Here is a 22,937-nt window from a genome sequence, read left to right as displayed (position 1 = left end):
TGGAATATTCAAATCGAACAGTGGTTTGTTTTTATTTTAATATAAGATATTAAACAAACTTTATCCTAAATCCACATGTAATTAAAACAGGTAAACAACATTATTTATTATGTACTGCAAATAAAGTTTGATAAATGATCTTATTGTAGATCATTCCAATATTCAACAATAGGTCTAGATTCATGCCTAACAGCAGGTAATTGTATTGATGATGGAGAAATTTATGTCATATACCATGTTCTTCACCTTTACGTTTTGTAAAGTCGTAGTAAATTAAATGATATAGGAGCGGAATTAAAATGTTAATAAAACCAAAAGGATTACAGCCTGGAGATATTGTGGCAACAGTAAGCCCTTCATGGGGAGGATCAGGTGATTCTGAGCTAAGATGGCGTTATGAGCAAGGAGTAAAAAGATTAGAAAAAGTTTTCGGTCTTAAGGTTGTCCCAATGCCAAATAGTTTAAAAGGTAGCGAATTCATTTATAACAACCCAGAGGCTCGTGCGGAAGATTTAATGACAGCATTTAAAGATACGCGCGTGAAAGCAATCATTGCGAATATTGGCGGAGAAGATAGCATCCGTTTACTTCCCTATATAGATTTTAATGTGATACGGGAAAACCCAAAAATTTTTATGGGGTACTCTGACGTTACCATTTCACACTTGTTTTGTCATAAAGCAGGAATTTCTTCTTTTTACGGTCCAGCAATTTTAACCGATTTTGCCGAAAATGTGGAGATGGATCCATATACAATTGAAATGGTGAATCGAACTCTCTTTTCAAATGAGATTATTGGCGAAATTCAACCAGCTCATGAATGGACGAGTGAGCGTTTAGAATGGATAGAGGTAAATAAGGATCAAAGGCGTACAATGCAACAAAACAATGGATATGAGCTACTTCAAGGCTCTATCACTGTACAAGGGCGTTTAATTGGTGGTTGTATGGAAGTACTGGAATTTGCAAAAGGAACGGAACTTTGGCCAGAGAAAAAACATTGGGAGAATAGCATCCTTTTCTTTGAAACCTCTGAAGATCATCCAGAACCAAGTTATATAAAGTATTGGTTACGAAATTACGCAGCACAAGGCATTCTCCAAAAAGCAAATGGCATCATTTTTGGTAAACCAAAAGACGAAAAGTATTATGAAGAATATAAACAGGAAATACTGAAAGTTATGAAGGAAAATAATTTAGAACATTTGCCGATTCTTTATAATTTAAATTTTGGCCATACCGAACCGAAGTTTATTTTACCTTACGGCGCGATGGCAGAAATTGATTGTAATACTGGATCTTTCTATATTTTAGAAAGTGGAGTGGAATAAAGTGAAACTATAAATAAGTGTGGGGTTTCTCCCCCACACTTATTTCACTTGCTTCCTTCCCCCTACTAACTAAAGAATAATCCCTGAAAAACTTCCCTTCAATACTTCTTTTTCAAGTTGGTTCATACATGTAAACATCGCAATAATCTTTGTACGATTTTTTTCATCGGGTTCAAATTGTTCAATTGTTACGTCACAACGAATCGTATCACCGCTATAAACAGGTCGTAAAAATTCAAAATCCATCTTGCGAGCTAATACATTATGATCACCGCCAACTTTCGTAGGAAGCGTTGATGTTAAAAGACCTTGTACAACAAATCGTCCTTGCTCATCTGGTGTAACATGATGAATTCCCTCATCCTTAGATACTTCTGTAAATAAAACAACATCTTCTTTTGTAAAAGTTCGCTCAAAGGTGATTTTTTCGCCTACTTGCAATTTCATCGATACCCCTCCTTAAAAACAGTCCACAATTAACTAAACTGATGTTCCATTTGTTACAAAAGAAAAACCGAAACTAAAAATCATTTCGGTTTTTCAATCTAAAGAAGTCTATATTTACTTTAATGAGTGAACAAACAACCCGCTGCGCAGTTTCGGTTCAAACCACGTTGATTTCGGCGGCATTACTTCTCCAGCGTCTGCGATTGTTAATAAATCTTCCATTGATGTTGGATATAATGCGAATGCCGCTTTATATTCACCGCTATTCACAAGACGTTCTAGTTCTTCTAATCCGCGGATTCCGCCGACGAAATCAATGCGTGAATCTGAGCGTGGATCATGTATTTCAAGCACCTGACTTACTAAATGATCTTGTAAAATAGATACATCTAAACGCCTAACAAGATCATTCGCATCAAATGTTTCCTCTTTCACTGTGAGCTTATACCACTTCTCGTTTACATACATTCCAAATGATTTTGGCTCATTTGGTTTATACGGTGAAACCCCTGCTTCTTCCACATAAAAATATTGCGCAACTTGCTTTAAAAATTGCTCTACTGATAAGCCATTTAAATCTTTCACAACCCGGTTATAATCCCAAATTGATAATTCATCATGAGGGAATAAAACAGATAGGAAGAAATTAAATTCCTCTTCTCCTGTGTAATTCGGATATTGCTCTCTTCGCATAACTCCTACTTTTGCAGCTGATGCAGAGCGGTGATGCCCATCTGCAATGTACAAGTTAGGGATATCTTCAAATGCATTTACTAAAGTCGTAATTACTTCTTCATCTGCAATCTTCCACGCAACATGCTCGACTCCGTCTTCTGCCGTAAATGTATAAATTGGCGCATGTTCTTCTTTCCAGCTTGCAATGAAACGTTTCACTTCTTCTTTTGTACGATACGCTAAAAAGATAGGCCCCGTATTTGCGTCACACCCATCTACGTGGCGAATACGATCTAGTTCTTTTTCGTGACGCGTTCTTTCATGTTTTTTAATTGTATCATCTTCATACTCGTCAATCGATGTACAAACGACAAGGCCTGACTGCGTTCTTCCTTGCATCGTCAGTTCATAAATGTAAAGCGCTGGCTCTTCATCTTGAACGAACACTTCTTCTTGTATAAATTGCTTTAAATTTTCACCCGCTTTTTCATATACACGATCATCGTACGGCGAAAGTGCCGGGTCTAAATCAATTTCTGCTTTATCAACGTGTAAGAAAGAATATGGATTCCCTTTTACAACTTCTCTTGCCTCTTCACTATTTAATACGTCATACGGTAAAGCTGCTACTTGTGCTGCTTTTCCTTCTACTGGACGAATAGCACGAAACGGTCGGATTTTTGCCAAGTTTCTCTCTCCTTTACACAATCATTCGAACAGCTACAACACCTGTGATTTTGCTTATATTTTCCACAATATTCTCTTTCATTATATCATCAATTCCGTTATCAATATCAATCATTGTGTACGCCCAAGAATGTTTACTACGATTAATCATATCCGCAATATTAATATGATGTTCTGCTAAACATCCTGTAATTTGTCCTACCATGTTCGGAACATTTTGATGCATAATTGTAATACGTTTCTTTCCGATATACGGAAGTTCTACGTTTGGATAGTTTACTGAATTACGAATATTACCTGTCTCTAAATATTCACGTAATTGACGAGCTGCCATTACTGCACAATTTTCTTCAGACTCAGACGTAGATGCACCTAGGTGAGGCGTCGCTGTTACATTTTTCATCTTTATAACATTTTCATTGGGGAAATCAGTTACGTAATGTGTAATAATATCTTCTTCTAACGCTTTTTGAAGAGCATTTTCATCTACAAGTTCTCCTCTTGAGAAATTGAATAGACGCATTCCTTTTTTCATCGTCTCTATAGCGTGTTCACCAACAATCCCCTTCGTTTGATTCGTAAGTGGAATATGTAACGTAATATAATCACATGTTGCAAAAATTTCATCTAAGCTAAACGCTCTTTGTACTTGCGTAGAAAGACGCCATGCTGTTTCAACAGATATATACGGATCGTATCCAACAACGTCCATTCCTAAAGCTAACGCATCGTTCGCAACTAAAGCACCGATTGCACCAAGACCGATAACACCTAAACGTTTCCCCGCTATCTCTGATCCAACGAATTGCTTCTTCCCAGCTTCAACAAGCTGTGGTACTTCTTCTCCATCCAACTCTTTCGTCCAGCTCACTCCGTTTATAATATTACGGGAAGACATAATAAGGCTTGCGATAATAAGTTCCTTCACTGCATTCGCATTAGCCCCTGGCGTGTTAAACACTACAATCCCTTTTTCCGTACAACGTTCAACAGGAATATTATTTACACCGGCACCAGCTCTTGCAATCGCCTTTAAATCTTTTGAAAACTCTTCTTGATGTAAAGAATAGCTGCGAAGTAAAATACCATCTGGATGACCTACTTTGTCTCCAATTTCATAGCGATTCCCATCAAAAATTTGCAAACCCTTTTCCGCAATTTGATTTAACGTCTGAACACGAAACATATCCCCATCTCCCTATCTATTTTCAAGCTCAAATTCCTTCATATAGTCTACTAATTCTTGTACACCTTGGGTTGGCATCGCATTGTAAATACTAGCGCGCATACCGCCGACTGAACGATGTCCCTTTAGCGTAACGAAACCGCGTTCTTTCGCTTTTTGTAAAAACTGACTATTAAGCTCTTCTGACGGTGTTGTAAACGGAATATTCATAAGTGATCGATACGTAGGATTAACTGGTGAAGTAAACAATTTAGATTCATCTAAAAAATTGTAAAGAAGTGAAGATTTCATTCTATTCTGTTCTTCAATCGCAGATACCCCGCCTTGTTCTTTCAACCACTCTAGTACAAGTTTTGCTACATAAATACTAAAGGTTGGCGGTGTATTATATAGGGAGTTATTTTTACTGTAAGTTTCATAGTTTAACATCGTAGGACAAGCACTATTTGCACTGCCAATTAAATCTCTTTTTATAATTACAATCGTTAAACCCGCTGGCCCTAAATTCTTTTGCGCACCCGCATATATGAGACCAAACTTCGTAACATCATATTGTTCTGATAAAATATTTGAGGACATATCCGCAACAAGCGGCACTCTTTCTACATGTGGAATATCCACATATTTTGTCCCCTCAATTGTATTATTCGTTGTAATATGTACATAATCTAGTTCTTCATCACTCAGTAAATCATCCATTTTAGGAATCGTAGTAAACTTCTCTTTTTCAGAAGAAGCAATCACTTGCGCTTCCCCTACTTTTCCGGCTTCTTGCTGCGCCTTTTTAGACCATGAACCTGTCAGAACGTACCCAGCTTTTTTATACGTACTCATTAAATTTAACGGTATCATAGAAAATTGTAATGACGCACCGCCCTGTAAAAATAAAACTTCATACTCATCAGGAATGTTCATTAATTCACGAAGTAAGCTGCTGGCTTCATCAATAATACTTTGGAAATAAGAAGATCTATGGCTCATTTCCATAACAGACATGCCTGTCCCGTTATAATTTACAAGCTCCTTTTGCACTTTCTCTAAAACCGGCAAAGGGAGTATAGATGGTCCTGCTGAAAAATTATACACTCTCTCCATCACCCAGATAACCTCCCTATTTCTCATTTTTATTATTTTTTAAACTTTCTGAATTATAACCTATATACAATACACGGTCAATTTGTTTTCCGTTATTACGGCGTAAGACGCGATGGAATCGCTTGCATGTGCAACCTATTTTTTATAAACATACAAAAAAGTGTTAAGTACATAATCGTACTTAACACTCTAGTAATAAAGTATAATAGCTATTTACTCGTAAAGAACCGATCAAAAATTTGATAAATAGCTGAAAGACCAAAGAGCCAATAAATGGTATCCACAAGCGCCGGCATAGAACCAAACCATTCCTCAACTACATTATAATCTAACGCTACAAACAACCAATTCAAACCGCCAAGAATCACCAAAATTACTGTAAGGTATGACAAAAATTTCATTATGATTGCCCCCTAGGTGATAAGATGGTGAAAGGCCTTTCACTAAAATATATGTAATGGATTCTAAAACTTACCTATTTTATAAAATTTATTTTTTATACCATCCATTAATAACTGTCTCTGCTTCTTTACTATGTATTTGATATGAATGATTACTATCATTAGAGCCGATAAACCAAATTGAAAAACCTTTAAAATACAGCTTCGGTTCTAATACATCTCGGTAAGCACGCCACCCGTTAAGTTGTACATCTTTTGAAAACACATTAGAAACATCTGGATTCCATGGGTTTTGTAACCCTAGCTCACGTGCCGGCACGTTAAATCCGCCAAAATAAATTGGCTTTCCTGTAGTTGTATGTAATTGTTCAAGTTGCTGAACGACATTTTGGCCACGATTATATACTGTCGTCGCAAATAAACTTTGTTTTACTTCTTCGTATGATGGATTTCTTTTTCCTGAAACTTCAAACCAACTATCAATACTTACGATGTCCACCTTTTTTAAATACGGGCGATTTATTTTCTCTTTAAATTTCGCCTCAAAAGAAGGATCCCAACTTGCAGTTAACCACCAGTTCATTTGATACAAAACATTTCCTTTATACTGCTGGCGAACAAAATTAATTGTATCATTCCAATATCCTTCTGCATATTCCATATTCACGAAATTAGAAGCGATCTTCAGCCCATAAATATTGTACTTATTTGTAATGGAATTAAAAATATCTTGTAAAACAACCGTTTTCCAATTCCAGAAGAAATCATTAATATTACTCGGGTTCCACTCTGTTTCTCCAATATTTCCTTGCTGAATAAACGGGAATGGTTCCACTATAACTTGTATATTACGCTTTAGTAATTCTTGAATTAAAATAATAGCTTGTTTCTTTTGCGCCTGATTAATTACCATATTAGCCGAATTCACATCCGAAATATCTACTTGAATCGGTACATTCACCGTATTCAAATTCAAGCGCTCTACATCAGCTAACACTTTCGCTACATTTCCTACTTCCCATACCGTTACGTTTCCTGATTTTATTTTTCCAGATTGAACAGTATTTACATCCGCCTGTACATTTCCTTGAAAACAAAAAGAAAACAACATAATAAACACTCCTAAAAAACTTATTAAACTCTTACTTTTCTTCACAACTTTCCCCCTATAATTTTTGGCTTTCTTGCTTATTTTATACAACATTACACATATATTCCATAAGAAAAATAATTCAAAAAAAGAGCGGTTCTCCCGCTCCTTTACAAACCATTCCATCTCAAAATATCTACACATTATTTAGGGACTAAATTTAACACTTTTCCTTCTATCCCATCTGTATTAAGTGTAGTCGTATGATACTCACCATTCACCCAATCATCTATTTGATCATGATACCAATCGCTTCTAAAATGTCCCGATTGTCCTGGCCCTACGATATGATAACCGTTTGACATATCTTTCGTATCAATGACGAATCGCCAAGAAGCTCCGTGATTTACAATACCGTTATCTCCGTAACTCGCTGCTTGAACGGTAACTTGGCTTCCGCCTATTGGAACTGGTTTCTCACGATTAAATGCGAGTAGTGCTAATATACTAGATGATCTCGAAATTGGATGTGTAAAAGCAAGTTGATGATAATCTCCCCACTTCCACTCCGCAACATTCGGTCCATATTCCTTCTGTAATTTCTTCATTACATTCTCGTACGATGTATGCACCACTTCTGTGAAGCCTCCGTACTTCGTAAACCAAGCGCTATTTTCTCCTGCTACTTGTTTTCGAATCAATTCATCAACAACTTGTGACTTCCCTTCAAATAACTCCATCACATCTTTCGGAATTTCTTTTGAAAATACTGTATTAGAAATTTCTTTCATTACTAAATGAAAAATTAATGGTGCTGCTTCATCCTTACTATCATAAAAATTCCACTTCGATAATTCTTTTACTCCCTCTTTCTCTACATCTGATAAAGATGTCTTATTTAACTCCTTTAAAAATATAGGGACAAACTCTTTCCCATGCAAATTTTTTTGATCCATCTGTAACTCTTCTAAATCTTTTACCGTATACTTATCCTTCTCTTGCAAAAACTCTTGAATACGCATTTGCCTGTACGGCTGCGCCCACGTATTACTAATATGGTATGGGTAAGCGTCATCAACAATTTTATTATTCGCAGTTGAAATAAACCCTTGTTTTGGATTTATTACTTTCGGAAGCTGATCAAACGGAATATACCCTTCCCATTCATATTCATCTGTCCATCCAGGTACAGGCAAAATACCATCGCCTTTTTTACGCACTGGTATATTTCCGTTCGCTTTATAAGCAATGGTTCCATCGTTTGATGCAAACAAAAAATTTTGAGTCGGTGTGTGAAAATCTTGAAGAGCTGTTTCAAACTCATTCCAGTTTTTTGCTTTATTCATATTTAATACTGCCTTCAACTCAGCTGAAGGCTCTAAAGCAGTCCACTTTAAAGCAAATACTGTTTTCGTTTTCTCCTTACCCTTATCCGCAAATTCCGAAATAACTGGACCATGCCTCGTGATTGTAACTTTATAAGGGATTGTTTTTCCGCCTTTTACTTTAATAGATTCATCAACAACCGTAGCCTTTTCCCACTTATCGTTATACAAAAATTCATTTTCATTATTAGGATTTCGCTTTTCAATGTATAAATCTTGTACATCTGGTCCTGTATTCGTAACGCCCCATGCAATTTCCTTATTGTGCCCTAGCATAACACCAGGTACGCCTGCGAAAATAACTCCACTCACATTTACATCTTTCGTTTCTAACTTTGTTTGGTACCATATAGAAGGTGTCGCAAGAGAAAGATGCGGATCATCCGCTAAAATCGGCTTACCAGATGCACTCTTCTCACCGCTCACAACCCAGTTATTACTCCCATTAAACTCTGGTGGAATGATCGTCTTTGAAAAACTTTGTGCTACATTCACATTTGTATTTTTCAGTTCAGCTAGCAATCTAGGTGCATCTTTCGGATATGTAGGAAATAGCTCATTTGCTTGCTCTTCCGGAAGATTTTTCAACGCCCAATATCGAAATGCCTGTCCATGCCAATGTCCTCCTAAATCAAACGCCATATACTTTCCAATCGTTAAAGAGTCCACAATTGACCATTCAGCAGGTTCATAGCCTAATAGAGTAAACTCCACTGGCAATTTCTTTTCGGCCTTCGCCTCACGTATAAAAGCATTCACCCCATCTGCGAATGACTGCAGGGCATATTTCGCTTCTCCATCATATTGATTTAAAGACGCTTCTGCTGCACGACGTAGACCGAGCGTACGAAACAACTTATCTTTATCAACAGCTACTTCACCAACAACTTCACTTAACATCCCTGAAGCTTGTCTTCTACTTAAGTCCATTTGAAACAAACGATCTTGCGCTTGTACGTATCCTTGCGAAAAATATAAATCATGTGCATTTTCCGCTTTAATATGAGGTACACCTTTACTATCTCGTTTCACCGCAACAGCATGTTGTAAATCCTCAAGTTTTATCGTTCCATCTATCTTTGGCATAGAACTAAGCGTATATATGTTCACAAAAATCGCTGTACAGATAACTAATAAAAGAATGATACTACTAGACCAAATAAAAATCCTTTTCCCTCTATTTCGTTTCTTCTTTATGACGACTTCCATACAATCCCTCCTCTCTCAAATTATTCGCTTCTATTTTGAAAGAACCTTTTAAAAAAATTGAAAAACCCCCTTCATTTTCCTACCAATGAAGGGGGTTTTTCTTATCGTCCGCTACGCCAACTTTCATTATGACCAAGATTTGACTCGGTCGCTAATTGCACATCATATAACATTTCACTAAAGAAGCGCTTATCTACTTGTTTTGGTACAATGCGTCTTTCATCATCAATTTCGTCGTATTCATATGAACCGCGGTTCACTGTGCCCGCTTTATAAAATTGAATCTCAAATACACATACATCCTCTTCACCTTCATATCCAATCGGCGCTCCGCTAAATGAAAGTTCCGCTCCTACTCCAGTTCGAGTATCTTCTTTATAAAATGTATAATAAACACCGCCATCTTGAACAGATCCGCGAGTCCATCCAAGTTTCGTCATCTTACCGAATAACGAGCGACCATTTAGTAAAATACCGCCAAATCTCTCAACAGCAATCTCATCATTTTCCTCTACTACAAACACTGGACGTTCAATTTGTAGGAACGGCTGGACAATTCCCGAATTTGTCAGTTGCTCTTTCCATAACTCCTTTTCCGCCCCGGATAATTCTAACGGATGAATTAAACCAACAACAGTTCCAGATGCAAGCTCATGGTCCTCTCCCATAATTGAATAAAACGTATCATCCTCCGCATAACGGAACGTTTTCAGCAACTTTCCTTCCGTATATTCACCCCAAATAAGTGAAATGGCAAATTGCTTCATAATTGGATTTTCCATAAATACCGACTTCCACGCATCATATGACCAATAGCGCTTTAGTGATAGAGCAATTTCCAAACGTTGTTTCTGCATAGAAAGAGCACTTCGAAGCTCTTTCTTTAAAGCGGATAACTCTTTCTTAGCTTCTTCAGCCTTTTCTACATCATCTTTTGCATTCGGCTTTGGAAGTGACTTCATACGTTTTCCTTCTTCTGTCGCTAATTCAATTTTTGACTCTGAAGTTAAAATAGCAGTAAAACATCTATTTCCAAAATCAATCATCTTTTCACCACGTATATTGAAGCCAAGGTCTAGTACCAGTTGATCTTCCAGCTCTTCTTCCGTTATACCACGTGTTTTCGCAGCAAGACTTAGTGCCTCTTTTGCCGCATTACGCACTAACTTATGCTTATATTTGAATGCCATTGCATGAATAGACGTAAGTGCAAGCTTAGATGAAGACAAGCCCAGAGCGCGAACAGCATCCGCTGCAATCTTTCCTCTCATATGAAGGACCCATTCATCAATTTTCTTTTTAAGAATATCTACCATTTTGTCATCACTATATATTCCATATAATGAAAGGATTCCACGTTTCTTCACATCTGCATCTTGAGAAATCCATATGTGATATATTGTTTGCACATACTCTTTCAAGTCTTGTTCATTTAAAGTACTACCAATTACTTCAGCTGCCTCTTTCTTCTCAATAACAGAATCTGAAATATATTGCTGTATATAAGCCAAAGGAATTGTTGCGTCTGCTATTTCATTTGAATCGCGAAGACGGATCTTTGGTTCAAATCCAATCGATTGCAGAAGTGCATTTCTTTTTTGTTCCGTTACTATACGACTACAAAGTTCTTCTATATTTTCTGAATTTCTCCCCACTTCAAGTAACGGAGCAAACTTCTCAATAAAAGAGGCATTCTTCTTTTCTTGTAAAGCTTCCTGTACAAGTTGCATATATTTTTCAATCTTATAATCTATAAGTATTTCCATCACATGTTCACGGACAATTTTCTTTTTATTATGAAGTTCAACTGCTACATCTTCTGCCGCTTCTACATCTTTTGAAAGAAGTTTAACTACAGACTCACGCATTTTTTTAGATGAATCTCCTAAGCTTTTGATTAAAATTGGACGCATTTTAACCATGTTATCCCTTGCTAACTCTTCTAAAATATATGCTTTGGCCACAGTAGAATACTCATCAAATCGTTCAATTATGTACGCTTGTTCTTTTACAATGACATGAACGAGCGCTTCCTTCGCCTTATTTCTCTCTTCACTGTAGCATGCAGCTTGTTCAACTGCATAAGTGATAAGCTTTTCCTTACTTAACCCATACGAAAGAAGATCTTCTAATACTCGTTTCGGTTCTATCCCTCTGACAGAACATTCGTAAAGAAGTTCATATAAATTAACACTATAATCATCTCCGAATTGTAGTGTAAGTACAGCTTCCTTCTTCGCTACATCATCTACATCCCAAAGGAGTACAACCTCTAACACTGGCATACCCCAATACATACTTCTATATTTCGGATTTTTAAATATTTTCTTCATATCCTCAAATGACACTTTCCCTATTAAATAATCACGATATATATCCCGCACTGTAGACAATTTAATTTGCAAAGCAGCCACCAAAAACTCTTCTCGCATTTTCCCTCTATTTAGCTCATGCCCTTTTTCAGCTAACATTCGTGCGATGATGAGATAATTAATTTTACTTAAATAATGCAAAGTACGTTGAACAAATTCAGGATTTTCTTTCCCCATGAAGCATAGCAATTCATATTCATACGTCTTACAAAATTCTTCATTATTTAAATCATGTTGCCTCAGACGGTGCGCAAAAAATCTTTCCTCAGAAATCCAAAACTGTTTACAAAAACTTTGAATACCTTCATATGTGTTTTTATTTACACTACCTGTTCTTTTATAATTTTGAGATTGTCCAAGAGCGTGACACATATAACGTGTAGCATAATTAATAAAACTCCAAACATTTTTCTTCGCTAGTATTTCAACATAGCGCCTCGCAACATTTGAATACTTATGGACACAAAATAATAGTCGCCAAATATATTCTGGTAAAGCCCCACCTACAAATACTTCACTATCACTTTCACCTTTTATATACCGTTCAACAGCTTCAACCTTTTCCTTTTCTCCATTCAAATTCAATATAAATTCAGCATATTCTTCTAATCTCTCGTCCAATAAAGAGCTATATGTACGGAATCTCTCATAATCTACTTCAAACATTACAAGAAGTAGCGATAATTGCTGCTGAGTTGGTAAAGCGCATAATTGCTCATCTATATAGTTCGGATTCTCACTTATTAATTCTCTAAGAAAAACATCTGCTTCATTCATATAACTTGAACTATTGGATAAATATTTACACGCACTTGCTACAAGTTTCTCCAAAGGAAGTTCACTTTTTTCTAAATAAATCTTCATTTTAGGAAAACTTACATGTGCAAAACGTACTACAAGAACATTTAATAATTGCCCCTCGAGTATATGATAAAATAACCGAAAGAAAGCCGGATCTTGTTTATGTACTTTCCTAAAATCGCTTATAAACTGCTCCGCAAAATCGGCTCTCTTTTGATCTCTAATTGTCGTTAGTTGAATATCTTTTAAAATCGCTTCTTCTCTCGACTCTAAATATCGCAGTGATAATTGTTTCTGCTCTTCTGTCATATTAATATATTGAAACAACTTTGATGTACTGTTTGTCAAACTCTGTTCCTCCCGCATCTATTTATAAAAGAAAAAATACCCATATATAATTCCTCTATCATTCAAAAATAGTATAGCATACAACCAACTGAACACGAACGTATATTCTATATTAAATTTATGTAAATTAAAAAACACTACTCAAAATACTTCTCCTTTTCTCTAAACTTCCCATCACACTCTTTTCTTCACTAGAATTCTCCAACTTTTTATTACACCAATTCCTCAAAATCCCCTTCACATAAGCAAACGTTCCCTTATTATTTTCAAACGCAATTTTAAGTGCCTCTAGTACTTTATCTCCTGAAACTCTTTGCATCCATTCCTTTAATTCCTTCGCGATATATGGAGATAGACTACTAATGTTTTGTTCGTAAAATTTATAAACTTCACTATGCGGAGTGGCATCCTCTACTCTTTCTACCTCTTCCTTCTCTTGAATAATTTCTTGTTGTGAATTACTACTAACCTCTTCCTCTGGCATACCAAAATACTGAAGTAATAATGGAATCTTGCATTCTTCTTCAAGACATTTACGCAAAAACTTATGTAGGAACTCTTTACTTTTCACCAGTTTCAGCTCACGTAATACACATTTCTCTATGTTCGTATTAAAAATAGGATTATAGTGTAACCAATTTATAATGAATAACTCTTTCGTTTCCGCATCATATAAAATCTTCCCGTATTCCACAAACCGGTTCAATAACTTCTCAACAGTCTCCATACTGTAACCAGTTTCAAGCTCTGCCAAACGCTTCGGTAATATGTAAATACCACATTGCTTCGTTTTCGTACCAGTTAGCAAATATATGTAAAAATAACGCTCTTCTGGCGTTAAATCTAATATGAATTCATCTTGCCAAAAGTTCACCTGCACATTACGGTACACCGCCATCAGTTTTCCTCCCGCTCTTTACTAGTAAAAAGGAAAATTCCAATCCTTCAATATAAATATAGGAATGAGGTAACAGTTTTGGCATTCGAGTTCCAAATTTTTTTAACTACTACAACGACGGTTTTATTTTTTCGCGCTTGTTTTGTTCTTGTAGTTGTTTTTGTTTTGTTTTTTCTTAGTGATTTATTACTTGGTAGGTGCTTATAAGGGGCTTTGAAGGGGCTTATATAGTGTTTTCATTCCTCTCTTATCCGATGCCTAATTACAAATGTCTCCAACAATCTTCATATATTGCAGACAACCATTATGATTCACCTGCTCATATTTACACGAAAATAAAAAGCACTTGTTGCCTTCGTAGACAATTCAGTGTTTAAAGTTAAAAGTTTATAAATAAAAGTGTCTATAATCGACATAGTTGATTGAAATACAATTCTGTTACATTTATTTTAGTAACGATAATATGATACATACCGAATTATCTACAACTGAACGTTCTGGGCGGGATTTCATTAACACCGTTAATCCAATTAATGAAGTGACTAGCGTTTGTGCCAATGCTTTAGCATTCACATCACTTTGCAGTTCTCCAGACTGAATTCCTTTAGTAATTAATTCTTGAAATATAACTGAAAGATACATTTGATGTTCTCTAGTCAGCACTTCAAATTTTTCATTATGAGGAGCAAGTTCCACCATTGTGTTAATACAAAAACAGCCTTTATTTGATTCTTTTTTATATTCCTCTTCTACCATATTTTCAAAAAATGTACGAATGGCCTCTTTTACAGATTGTTCTTTTTGAAGTTTTGTTCGAATGCTAGCTGCGTGTAAATTCGTGTATCTCCGTAATGCAGCTTCAAACAGCCCTTCTTTATCACCAAATGCCGCATATAAACTCGGTCTTTGTATTTCCATTTTAGCAGTTAGATCACTTAATGAAGTAGTAGCGTATCCTTTCTCCCAAAAAAGTTGCATAGCAGCATCCAAAGCTTTTTCTTTATCAAATTCACGTAGTCGAGCCATTTAATCCCTCCTCTTTTTTCACCTGTTTTCTAAATTATAAATCACGTTTTTATGTACTAATCAGTATATTATATATCGTATTAAATTATAAATGATATGTCAAAAGAAACTGAATTTATTTTACAATTCACTTGACATAGCAACTTATCCCTGATTATATTTGACTTACTAAATAACATACCGTTCGGTACATTATTTTAAAAACAAAAGGAGATGATATTATGGATACTAAAGAAAAAATGACAACTGCTCTTACACAGAATAATGATCAGTTCCAATCACCTATCAATACAATCATGCCCCGCTATATAACTCTATTATTTTCAATAGCTTGCGGGATGGCTGTGGCGAATATATACTTCGCTCATCCTCTACTTGATTCTTTATCAAATGCGTTTAAGATCAACCATTCAACTATTGGTGTCGTTATTACGATTACTCAAGTTTGTTATGCACTCGGATTACTTTTATTAGTTCCACTTGGTGATTTGTTAAACCAAAAAAGACTTATCATTGTTCAAATGCTTTTATCCGTTTTCGCTTTAATTGTGGTCGGAGTCGCTCCTTCCAGTACCGTACTTTTTATAGGTATGGCCTTAGTCGGAATTCTTGCGACTGTTACGCAGACACTCGTCGCATACGCATCCATTTTAGCTAACCCAAAAGACCGTGGGCGAATAGTAGGTTTCGTCACGAATGGTGTCGTAATAGGAATTCTACTTGCACGTACATTTGCCGGAACATTAACAGATCTAGCGGGATGGCGTTCCGTTTATCTTACCTCTGCTGTACTTATGCTCTTCGTAATTGGTTTGTTATATCGTAATTTACCTAATCTTGAACATAAAAAAACAGCTATGACCTATCGTAAATTATTACATTCTGTTCTCCTATTATTTGTAGAAGAAAGGATCTTACGTATTCGCGGAATATTAGCATTGCTTATTTTTACTTCCTTCAGTATTTTATGGACTTCATTAGTTTTACCTCTAAGTGCTGCACCATATAATCTATCACATACAGCTATCGGAGCATTTGGTCTTGCTGGAGTTGCTGGTGCATTAGCTGCCACTAAGGCCGGACGACTCGCCGATCGCGGATTGGGAGAACGAACTACTGGCATAGCCTTATCCTTATTATTACTTTCATGGCTCCTCATTAAATTAATGAACCATTCTCTATTCCTACTAGTTACCGGTGTTATCCTTTTAGATTTAGCTGTGCAAGCTGTACATGTCACGAACCAAAGTATACTTTTCACAGTGCGTCCTGAAGCGAGAAGTCGGCTCACTGCTAGTTATATGATTTTTTATTCTATCGGCAGTGCTACAGGTGCCATTCTTTCCACAAACATTTATGCAAGCTACGGATGGAACGGAGTTTGTATATTAGGTGCATCCGTTAGTACTTGTGCTCTTTTATTCTGGGCAATGACCTTACGGCGATCATCATAAATAAAAGCTGTTTTCTCAGAGATTGTTGCTGCTAAAAATAAAAGGCAGATTTAATCTACAAAACGTGTAGAATACTTTGCTATAATCAACCCAGGATATATAATTATGGTTAATCGAAAGGAGGGATAATAATGAAACAAGTAGCTCTCCATCAATTACACAAAGAGCATAATAAACGAATAGCAGAATTTCATAAAAACCACGAAATTGAAATTCAATGTGGTGAAAATGGGAACGGTTTGTTAGCTAAATGGGAAAGATTTTTTTATAACAAGGTAATTTCCCCTCTAAAGAATGTGAAATAATACCTACCTATCAAATGAATTGTCATCCTTGTACAGTTCATTTTTTTATCGCATTTTAAGTCAAATACGCATTAATCTTTTTTCTTATTCAACTAAACTACTCCGTTAGTTAAATAACAATAAACTACTGAATCTATCTAAAAAGCATCTGATTAATGATGCTTTTTATCTTTTCTTAATGCTTCAACTGTGAAATTGTCAGATTTTTGACAAGCTGACATAAGCATTTGCCCTACCCGATTTTCAAATGCTAAGTTTGTATGTAACTCAAGCCAACGATACCAGTAGAGGTAACTATCCAAATAATACGTACAAACGCCTTGAAATCGTTCCATCCATCCTTTCAAGCGGCGATGGAAGTTATTAACGTGTTGTATGTGGAATATCCCTTTTTTTACTCGTTGATAGAGAGCAACAATCTATACGAAAACAGCCTAAATAAAAGGAGAATAATTTATTAGTGCATTTTTTAATATACTTTTTTTACAAAACTATAAAATTGTGAAAAATACGATTCAGGATTCTCCAGAACGAACAAAATCCGCTATGAATAATCTTCTAAACACTGTGCGGATTTCATATGCGCCACTACATGAAAAGGCAGTCGAGACTGCAAAAGAAGTTGGTATAGTTGAAGTAAAACGTAACAAGAAAAAAGCAGTTTTCTAAATGCTTACGAAAATATGCATTTAGAACTTGATAGAGAAAGACTCGGTTTCAAACGTAAATATGTAAGATGTAAAAAAACAAAAAGGGGTATCAATCTTTCTTGATTGATACCCCTTTTTACTTTGGTTACTGAACTAGCTCCGTAGAAAACATTCATTTAATTCTGGACAACTTATATGTTAAAAATTTCTTCATTCAATTTATAAACCCTATCTCTTTTCTCATCATTTTTGATAAAAGTAAGCTTTCCTTCTGTAACAAACCCTTCTAATATTAAGCATACTTTTCCAAAGGCTTTAGGCTTATTCGTTGTAAATCTTTCATCTGATATTTTACCAGATCGTATTAATTGTTCGCATAGCTCAAGTGCACTTATTTCTTCAGAATTAAATAATCCCAAAATATCTTTTTGCAAGGGCGATAAAGGTGCTGGGATCTCAGCTACCTCCACTTTTTCTTTTTCTTCTTCAAATAAATCTTCAAATGAAATTTGATTCATTACATCTTTTCCTTTCTAACAACTGATTTGTATAACATGAACTGAATCCTATAGGTACGAGAACTTTAAATATTAGTTATTGTTATGTAGTACTTACCTTATTACATGAATTTCAAACTCATGTACATCATTTCATATAGTATGTTTTGATTATACCAAATATACGTTCTGTCTTCTATTGTAGAATTTTTTATAACAGGAATAAAGGTAATAGTGAACATTTATCTCCTCGTTAGTTGTATATACTATGTGAAAAAAACGGAAATAGTTTGCATAATAAAATTATAGTTCTCTGTTGAATTTCAACGCAAAAAAAGCACTTGTTGCCTTTCATAGGCAATCAAGCGCTTTAAGTTCATATGTTTTTAAGTAGCATAAATTTGTAAGTTTTGTAGTGACAGTATGACACCTTTTGTACATCATGACAAATACTATTTTGTACGAGTTCGTTAGTTTCATGCCCACTCCATGTGGTTTTATATTCACCGCCATATAAAATGTCATTTCGCCTAAGCTCGTACTTCGTTTTCTATTCTATCATTGCACACAGTACTCCATGATGGTACAACCATCATGGAGTATCTATTTTCAAACGCCCTATTATTTTTTTTGTCTTTCATTTAGTTAAATAGGATTATTCGGAAATTCACTATGATATTTATCGATTAACGCTTTATAATTTTCATCATTTGGTACTTCGCCTAAGTATTTATTTTTCCAAATAATCATTTGGTCACTAAAACCATATTCTGTATCGAACCAATTTGTATAATCATAATGCATCTTAAATTTCCCACTACTCTCAAGAGTCATTGTAAAGGAATACCAAAGTTCTTGCTCATTATCTTTAAAAACATTTCTTAGTTCATCGCTCAACTCAAACAGCTTTCTTTTATTTTTTTTAAATTCTTCTTTTTCAATAGCATAGTTAAATGGGATTTTCACACTATAATTAAAGCATTGTCTATTTTCAGGTGTATTATAAAAAAAGTACGTTCCCCCTCCAGTTTCCGATATCTGAGCATAAAAATAAAATTTCTCCCATTCTTCTGGAATCATTTCATTAACCGTTTCAGCTATTTCTCTATACAACTTGTTCATTTCTTTTTCCACTTTAATCAATCTCCTGCGCGATTTCTAATCGTTTTCTCAAATATCCCTTTTCCTTCTATTTCATAAACCATTTACTTTATTGCTCTATTAGCCTCTACAATTACTTTTAATTTACCGATTTTACCATACCCACTATTTAACTACTAACACAACATTTTTTATAAACACTTTAAAAATTTATTAATAAACTAAAATAAAAAGCATTAGATGCAAGAATCAAATCCCGCATCTAATGCTTCTCAGTTTATTCAGCTAGAACTTTTAGAAACTCTTCAAAATTATTACTCGCAAAATACGTCACGGGTTCTAAATCTGCAGACTCTTCATGATTCCAAACACATACAGAAGGTTCTTCGTTATTCCCTCGGTAGTCTAAACATACAAAATCACCTGCAAATAAAACTGCTATTGGCAATAATTCTACCCCTACTAAATCTTCATCAGAAACAATTCTCTCTTCTAACTGAGTTCTAACAACTCCAATATCATAAAATTCATCATCACTTTGGCCAGTAACTTTTAGTATACACAAAAACCTATCAATAACATAACTATGATTATTACAGACGAAACTATCTTTTATCGGAACAGCTCCATTATTCTTTTTAATAAATTCTTTATATGCACTAGGTAATTTAATTCTCCATTTCCTTTCTTTCTCAGATAACAAAGTATCGTCTGGTACTGGATAAATTACAGAACCATCTTTAATTTCCATAATACTTATACCTCCTCAATTTTATGTTATCTTGGAGCATCTGCCCACATACCTTTTGTTCTTCCACCATTATGAGGTGTGATATTATGAATGCCAAATGGAACTAATTCCATCTTACCAGGCACTTCGGTATGATGCCAAGTCATTCCTTTTTGAGTTCCACCAATTTGTTCATCTAACCATTTAAATTGGTGTTTATCTGACAACTTCCAAAACTCTTCAGGCAGATGAACTGTTTCCTTAACTAGATTCGCACTAGCAAAATCAGCAAATCCATATCTCATACCTTCTACTTTATTTACAGTTATTTTTGGAATATGACCTTTTGATATAGCCATTTCTTTTATCTTTCTTCTTTGAGATGAAGATAAACTATCTCCACCTGGAATATTATCGTCCCAAGACCATGGTCTATTAGATTCCACATGTTCTTTATATACTTTTGCATAGTCATTTATAACGTCATCAAAATTCTTACTTCCATTAATAAATTCGTCTATATTTTTTAAATTAGATTCACTTACTCCCTTACTACCTTTACCCGTACCCTATGTTGTAATCTTAAACCCTCACAATAAAAAAGCAAACCATGTAAACCTTATTAAACTACTTCTTTTTCTTCTACTATCGGCAATTCATATGCCGTTTTATATTTCATCATGCCATATACAATGTTTACAAGCCTTCTCATAATACATACCAATGCTTGTCCTTTTGTTTTTCCTTCTTTAAGCTTCTTTTGATAGTACGCATGAAACACTGGATTTCGTGGCATCTTACTGCCTTTTGCTACTTGCACTTGCTGTACTGCTAAATTATAAAATAAAGCGTGTAGCGCCCTGTTTCCTTGTTTGCTTTTGTGTGTCTTACCTTTCCCACCAGAACCAAAGTAAACAGGCGCAATCCCCGCAAATCGTGCTAATTTGTTGGCATTTGGAAATCGTCTTACATCTCCAATTTCTGCAATTAATGCTGATGCAGTCACAAGTTCTATTCCCGGCATCGTCTCTAATTGATAATCTAGTAGATTTACTAGCTGTTTTAATTCTCTTTCGATGTATTTCATTTCCTTCTTTTTAAACTCAATCTCCCGTACAATACTTCTTACTAAAAAGTTTCGCATTTCTTGATACTCTTTCATTGTTTGTCCATCTTCTTTTACAAGTTTTAATATGTCGCTTGCTTTCTTTACCGAACATGTATTGTTGCTAACATCTAATAAAAAAGCTGTTAATTTCTTTATACTAACACCTTCTAAACAGGACGGTGACGGATACTGCTGCCAAAACGCTAATGCTGTTTTCCCATCTAATTCTGAGAAAAACTTTTTATAACTTGGATAATGATGGTTTAATTGAATATGTAATTGGTTCTTTAATGCACTTTGTGCTTTTACTAATGCATTCCTTCTTGAAACCAGTTGTTGTATTGACCATAATAAATCGTTTGGCTTTGCATCTGGTAATTGATTAAATTTGTTTACCAATATGCGTGCCACACATTCCGCATCCCAACTATCATTTTTGTGTATCATCACTTGGCTTTTTCGTTCTAAAAATGATAAAGCTGGATTTACTTCTTTCACTACCTGTTCGTGATCTACTAAATATTTCGCTAATGCTCTTCCGTAACCACCAACATCTTCTAAACCAAATACAACTGATAAACCATCACTCACATATGTCTCTACTTCTAATAAAAACTTCGAAAATGCAGATGGTTTATTCTCAAATTGTATTTCTCCTAATTTCTCTTGCCAACAATTAATCATAACAGCCGTATGATGCTGCTTATGTAAATCTACTCCTACATACAAATAGTTCTGTCTATTCTGCATAACTCATCCCTCTATTCAATGATTTAGTCATATATAAAAATGTCGGCAACCTTAGTTCGAGCGTTCATCCTCCGATGCGCATAGGTACGCAAGCCTATCCATTTTCATAATTTCATAAGTACATATAGTAAAATGAGCGATTTCTTTAAGTACGACTGTTATATAATTGCTGGATGTTTACCGTTTACTTGTATTTGCCCGTATGTATATATCCCTCGATAAAAACTCTCTCGGTCTAACATGCGTTTCACTTGTACTTTCGTAAACAGCTTTCCTTTCTCTGTACGATAGCCTTCCGTATTCAGTCGTTCTGCCAATTGAGTAAGTGACCAATGCTTAAAAAAGTGTCGTAGCTCAAATAGCCTACGTACAACGATTGCTTTACTAGCATCTACTTCTAACACTTTTTGTCCTTTGTTTGCCCTATAACCAAACATCACACCGCCCCCTGCATATCCACCTTGTTCCGCTTTTTTCTTTCTGCCTCTACTTAGCTTCAACGCAATCTCGAGACGTTGATATTGGTCTAATAGCTCTAACATGCCATTTACTAAAAAATCATTTGGGTCATGTGTGTATATACTGTAATTGGGTTGTTCAATTGCTTTCACATCTACCTTGTATTTCTTTAGCTCTCGTTGTATTAACACTTTTGCCATATCAGAGCGCCATAACCTAGATGTATTTAGTACAATCACGTGGCTCACTTGATGATATGTCATATCTGACAATAATTCTTGTAAACCTTCACGTTCAACTGTTAATCCATCTTCATCTACTGTCGCTCCGCTAATTCCTTTATCTTCGTATATATGAAACAGTTGTAGTTTATTTTCAATGCAGTACCGTTCGATTTCTTCTACTTGATACGTTAGGCTGTACCCTTCACGCACTTGTCCTTCTGTTGAAACACGTACATAACCAACTACTTTCTCTTCCATATTGAGTCCTCTCCCGTTACAGCAATTAAAGTCCCTGTAACGTTTACCCGTTTTTTGCGGATAACGTATGCATAACGTCCATCCGTTAAAACGTACTTTACGATGACTTCAAAAAATAACACAACCCTTTATTTTTCCCTCTACTATCGTCGTACACTGTACATAGCCATTACAATCTATAAAACAACAATAAAAATTTAACACTTAATGCACTTATAAAATTATAATGCTCTTTTAAATTTCTACGCTAAAACGCAAAAAAGCACTTGTTGCCTCTAGTTGACAATCAAGTGCTTTAAGTTCATCTGTTTTTAAGTAGCATTAAATTTGTAAGTTTTATGGCAACAGTATGACACCTTTTATATGTCGTGACAACTACTACATTAAAAATTACGAGCTTGTACGAGTTCGTTAGTTTTATGTCCATTCCATGTCTTTGTATTCGTCGCA

19 protein-coding genes and 2 pseudogenes are annotated in these 22,937 nt (G+C 35.3%); 4 read left to right on the top strand and 17 right to left on the bottom strand.

Translation table 11 applies throughout. The features are described from left to right. Window positions 1–299 precede the first annotated feature (299 nt). Window positions 300–1,331: a S66 family peptidase gene (locus MKX77_RS08655; RefSeq protein ID WP_341306326.1), complete on the top strand. Its 1,032-nt coding sequence runs from the start codon at window positions 300–302 to the stop codon at window positions 1,329–1,331. A gap of 69 nt (window positions 1,332–1,400) precedes the next feature. On the opposite strand, the gene MKX77_RS08650 is transcribed toward MKX77_RS08655, so the two are convergent. The 10 genes from MKX77_RS08650 to MKX77_RS08605 form a co-directional block, all read right to left on the bottom strand. Further along, window positions 1,401–1,778, bottom strand: a complete 378-nt coding sequence (locus MKX77_RS08650) for an enoyl-CoA hydratase (protein WP_215553587.1) — start codon at window positions 1,776–1,778, stop codon at window positions 1,401–1,403. Between the two features lie 114 nt (window positions 1,779–1,892). Next, on the bottom strand, window positions 1,893–3,140 hold the full coding sequence (locus MKX77_RS08645; RefSeq protein ID WP_341306325.1) for a DUF1015 domain-containing protein: 1,248 nt from the start codon (window positions 3,138–3,140) through the stop codon (window positions 1,893–1,895). 13 nt (window positions 3,141–3,153) lie between these two features. After that, window positions 3,154–4,326: a 3-phosphoglycerate dehydrogenase family protein gene (locus tag MKX77_RS08640; RefSeq protein WP_341306324.1), complete on the bottom strand. Its 1,173-nt coding sequence runs from the start codon at window positions 4,324–4,326 to the stop codon at window positions 3,154–3,156. Window positions 4,327–4,338: 12 nt separating this feature from the next. After that, complete coding sequence (serC, locus tag MKX77_RS08635; RefSeq protein ID WP_341306323.1) at window positions 4,339–5,421, bottom strand: 3-phosphoserine/phosphohydroxythreonine transaminase; 1,083 nt, start codon at window positions 5,419–5,421, stop codon at window positions 4,339–4,341. A gap of 209 nt (window positions 5,422–5,630) precedes the next feature. After that, complete coding sequence (locus MKX77_RS08630; protein ID WP_000670797.1) at window positions 5,631–5,822, bottom strand: DUF378 domain-containing protein; 192 nt, start codon at window positions 5,820–5,822, stop codon at window positions 5,631–5,633. Between the two features lie 88 nt (window positions 5,823–5,910). Continuing rightward, a complete protein-coding gene (locus MKX77_RS08625; protein WP_341306322.1) occupies window positions 5,911–6,978 on the bottom strand; it encodes a glycoside hydrolase family 113 in 1,068 nt (355 codons plus the stop codon). A gap of 137 nt (window positions 6,979–7,115) precedes the next feature. Beyond that, entirely contained in the window at window positions 7,116–9,506 is a 2,391-nt protein-coding gene (locus MKX77_RS08620) for a penicillin acylase family protein (RefSeq protein ID WP_341306321.1), read from the bottom strand. Between the two features lie 101 nt (window positions 9,507–9,607). Then, entirely contained in the window at window positions 9,608–13,027 is a 3,420-nt protein-coding gene (locus MKX77_RS08615; protein ID WP_341306320.1) for a DUF4132 domain-containing protein, read from the bottom strand. A gap of 127 nt (window positions 13,028–13,154) precedes the next feature. Continuing rightward, on the bottom strand, window positions 13,155–13,925 hold the full coding sequence (locus MKX77_RS08610; RefSeq protein ID WP_341306319.1) for a DnaD domain-containing protein: 771 nt from the start codon (window positions 13,923–13,925) through the stop codon (window positions 13,155–13,157). A gap of 444 nt (window positions 13,926–14,369) precedes the next feature. Continuing rightward, window positions 14,370–14,951, bottom strand: coding sequence for a TetR/AcrR family transcriptional regulator (locus MKX77_RS08605; protein ID WP_341306318.1), 582 nt, complete (start codon window positions 14,949–14,951; stop codon window positions 14,370–14,372). A gap of 221 nt (window positions 14,952–15,172) precedes the next feature. On the opposite strand from MKX77_RS08605, the gene MKX77_RS08600 reads away from it, so the two are divergent. Both MKX77_RS08600 and MKX77_RS08595 read left to right on the top strand, forming a co-directional pair. Beyond that, window positions 15,173–16,405: an MFS transporter gene (locus MKX77_RS08600; RefSeq protein WP_341306317.1), complete on the top strand. Its 1,233-nt coding sequence runs from the start codon at window positions 15,173–15,175 to the stop codon at window positions 16,403–16,405. A gap of 131 nt (window positions 16,406–16,536) precedes the next feature. Next, window positions 16,537–16,710: a hypothetical protein gene (locus MKX77_RS08595; RefSeq protein WP_341306316.1), complete on the top strand. Its 174-nt coding sequence runs from the start codon at window positions 16,537–16,539 to the stop codon at window positions 16,708–16,710. Window positions 16,711–16,862: 152 nt separating this feature from the next. On the opposite strand, the pseudogene MKX77_RS08590 reads toward MKX77_RS08595, so the two are convergent. After that, window positions 16,863–17,102: pseudogene (locus MKX77_RS08590) on the bottom strand (IS1595 family transposase); the annotation flags it as partial. Between the two features lie 103 nt (window positions 17,103–17,205). Here MKX77_RS08590 and MKX77_RS08585 point away from each other — a divergent pair. Next, a pseudogene (locus MKX77_RS08585) lies at window positions 17,206–17,483 on the top strand (hypothetical protein); the annotation flags it as partial. Between the two features lie 68 nt (window positions 17,484–17,551). Here the strand turns inward: MKX77_RS08585 and MKX77_RS08580 are convergent. The 6 genes from MKX77_RS08580 to MKX77_RS08555 all read right to left on the bottom strand — a co-directional run bounded on the left by MKX77_RS08580 (window position 17,552) and on the right by MKX77_RS08555 (window position 22,487). After that, entirely contained in the window at window positions 17,552–17,878 is a 327-nt protein-coding gene (locus tag MKX77_RS08580) for a DUF3895 domain-containing protein (RefSeq protein ID WP_341306315.1), read from the bottom strand. A gap of 624 nt (window positions 17,879–18,502) precedes the next feature. Beyond that, window positions 18,503–18,991, bottom strand: a complete 489-nt coding sequence (locus MKX77_RS08575; RefSeq protein ID WP_341306314.1) for an antitoxin YezG family protein — start codon at window positions 18,989–18,991, stop codon at window positions 18,503–18,505. Window positions 18,992–19,235: 244 nt separating this feature from the next. Next, window positions 19,236–19,709: an SMI1/KNR4 family protein gene (locus tag MKX77_RS08570; RefSeq protein WP_086390669.1), complete on the bottom strand. Its 474-nt coding sequence runs from the start codon at window positions 19,707–19,709 to the stop codon at window positions 19,236–19,238. Window positions 19,710–19,735: 26 nt separating this feature from the next. Next, window positions 19,736–20,134 (bottom strand): HNH endonuclease signature motif containing protein, encoded by a 399-nt coding sequence (locus MKX77_RS08565; protein WP_341306313.1) that lies wholly within the window; start codon window positions 20,132–20,134, stop codon window positions 19,736–19,738. A 176-nt stretch (window positions 20,135–20,310) separates the two neighbouring features. After that, a complete protein-coding gene (locus MKX77_RS08560; RefSeq protein WP_341306312.1) occupies window positions 20,311–21,546 on the bottom strand; it encodes an IS110 family transposase in 1,236 nt (411 codons plus the stop codon). Between the two features lie 158 nt (window positions 21,547–21,704). Then, window positions 21,705–22,487 (bottom strand): recombinase family protein, encoded by a 783-nt coding sequence (locus MKX77_RS08555; protein ID WP_097860885.1) that lies wholly within the window; start codon window positions 22,485–22,487, stop codon window positions 21,705–21,707. Window positions 22,488–22,937: the final 450 nt, after the last annotated feature.

It is taken from the genome of Bacillus sp. FSL R9-9410, assembly GCF_038050385.1.
GTDB lineage: Bacteria > Bacillota > Bacilli > Bacillales > Bacillaceae_G > Bacillus_A > Bacillus_A cereus_U.
This window is presented reverse-complemented; position numbering and strand designations above follow the sequence as displayed.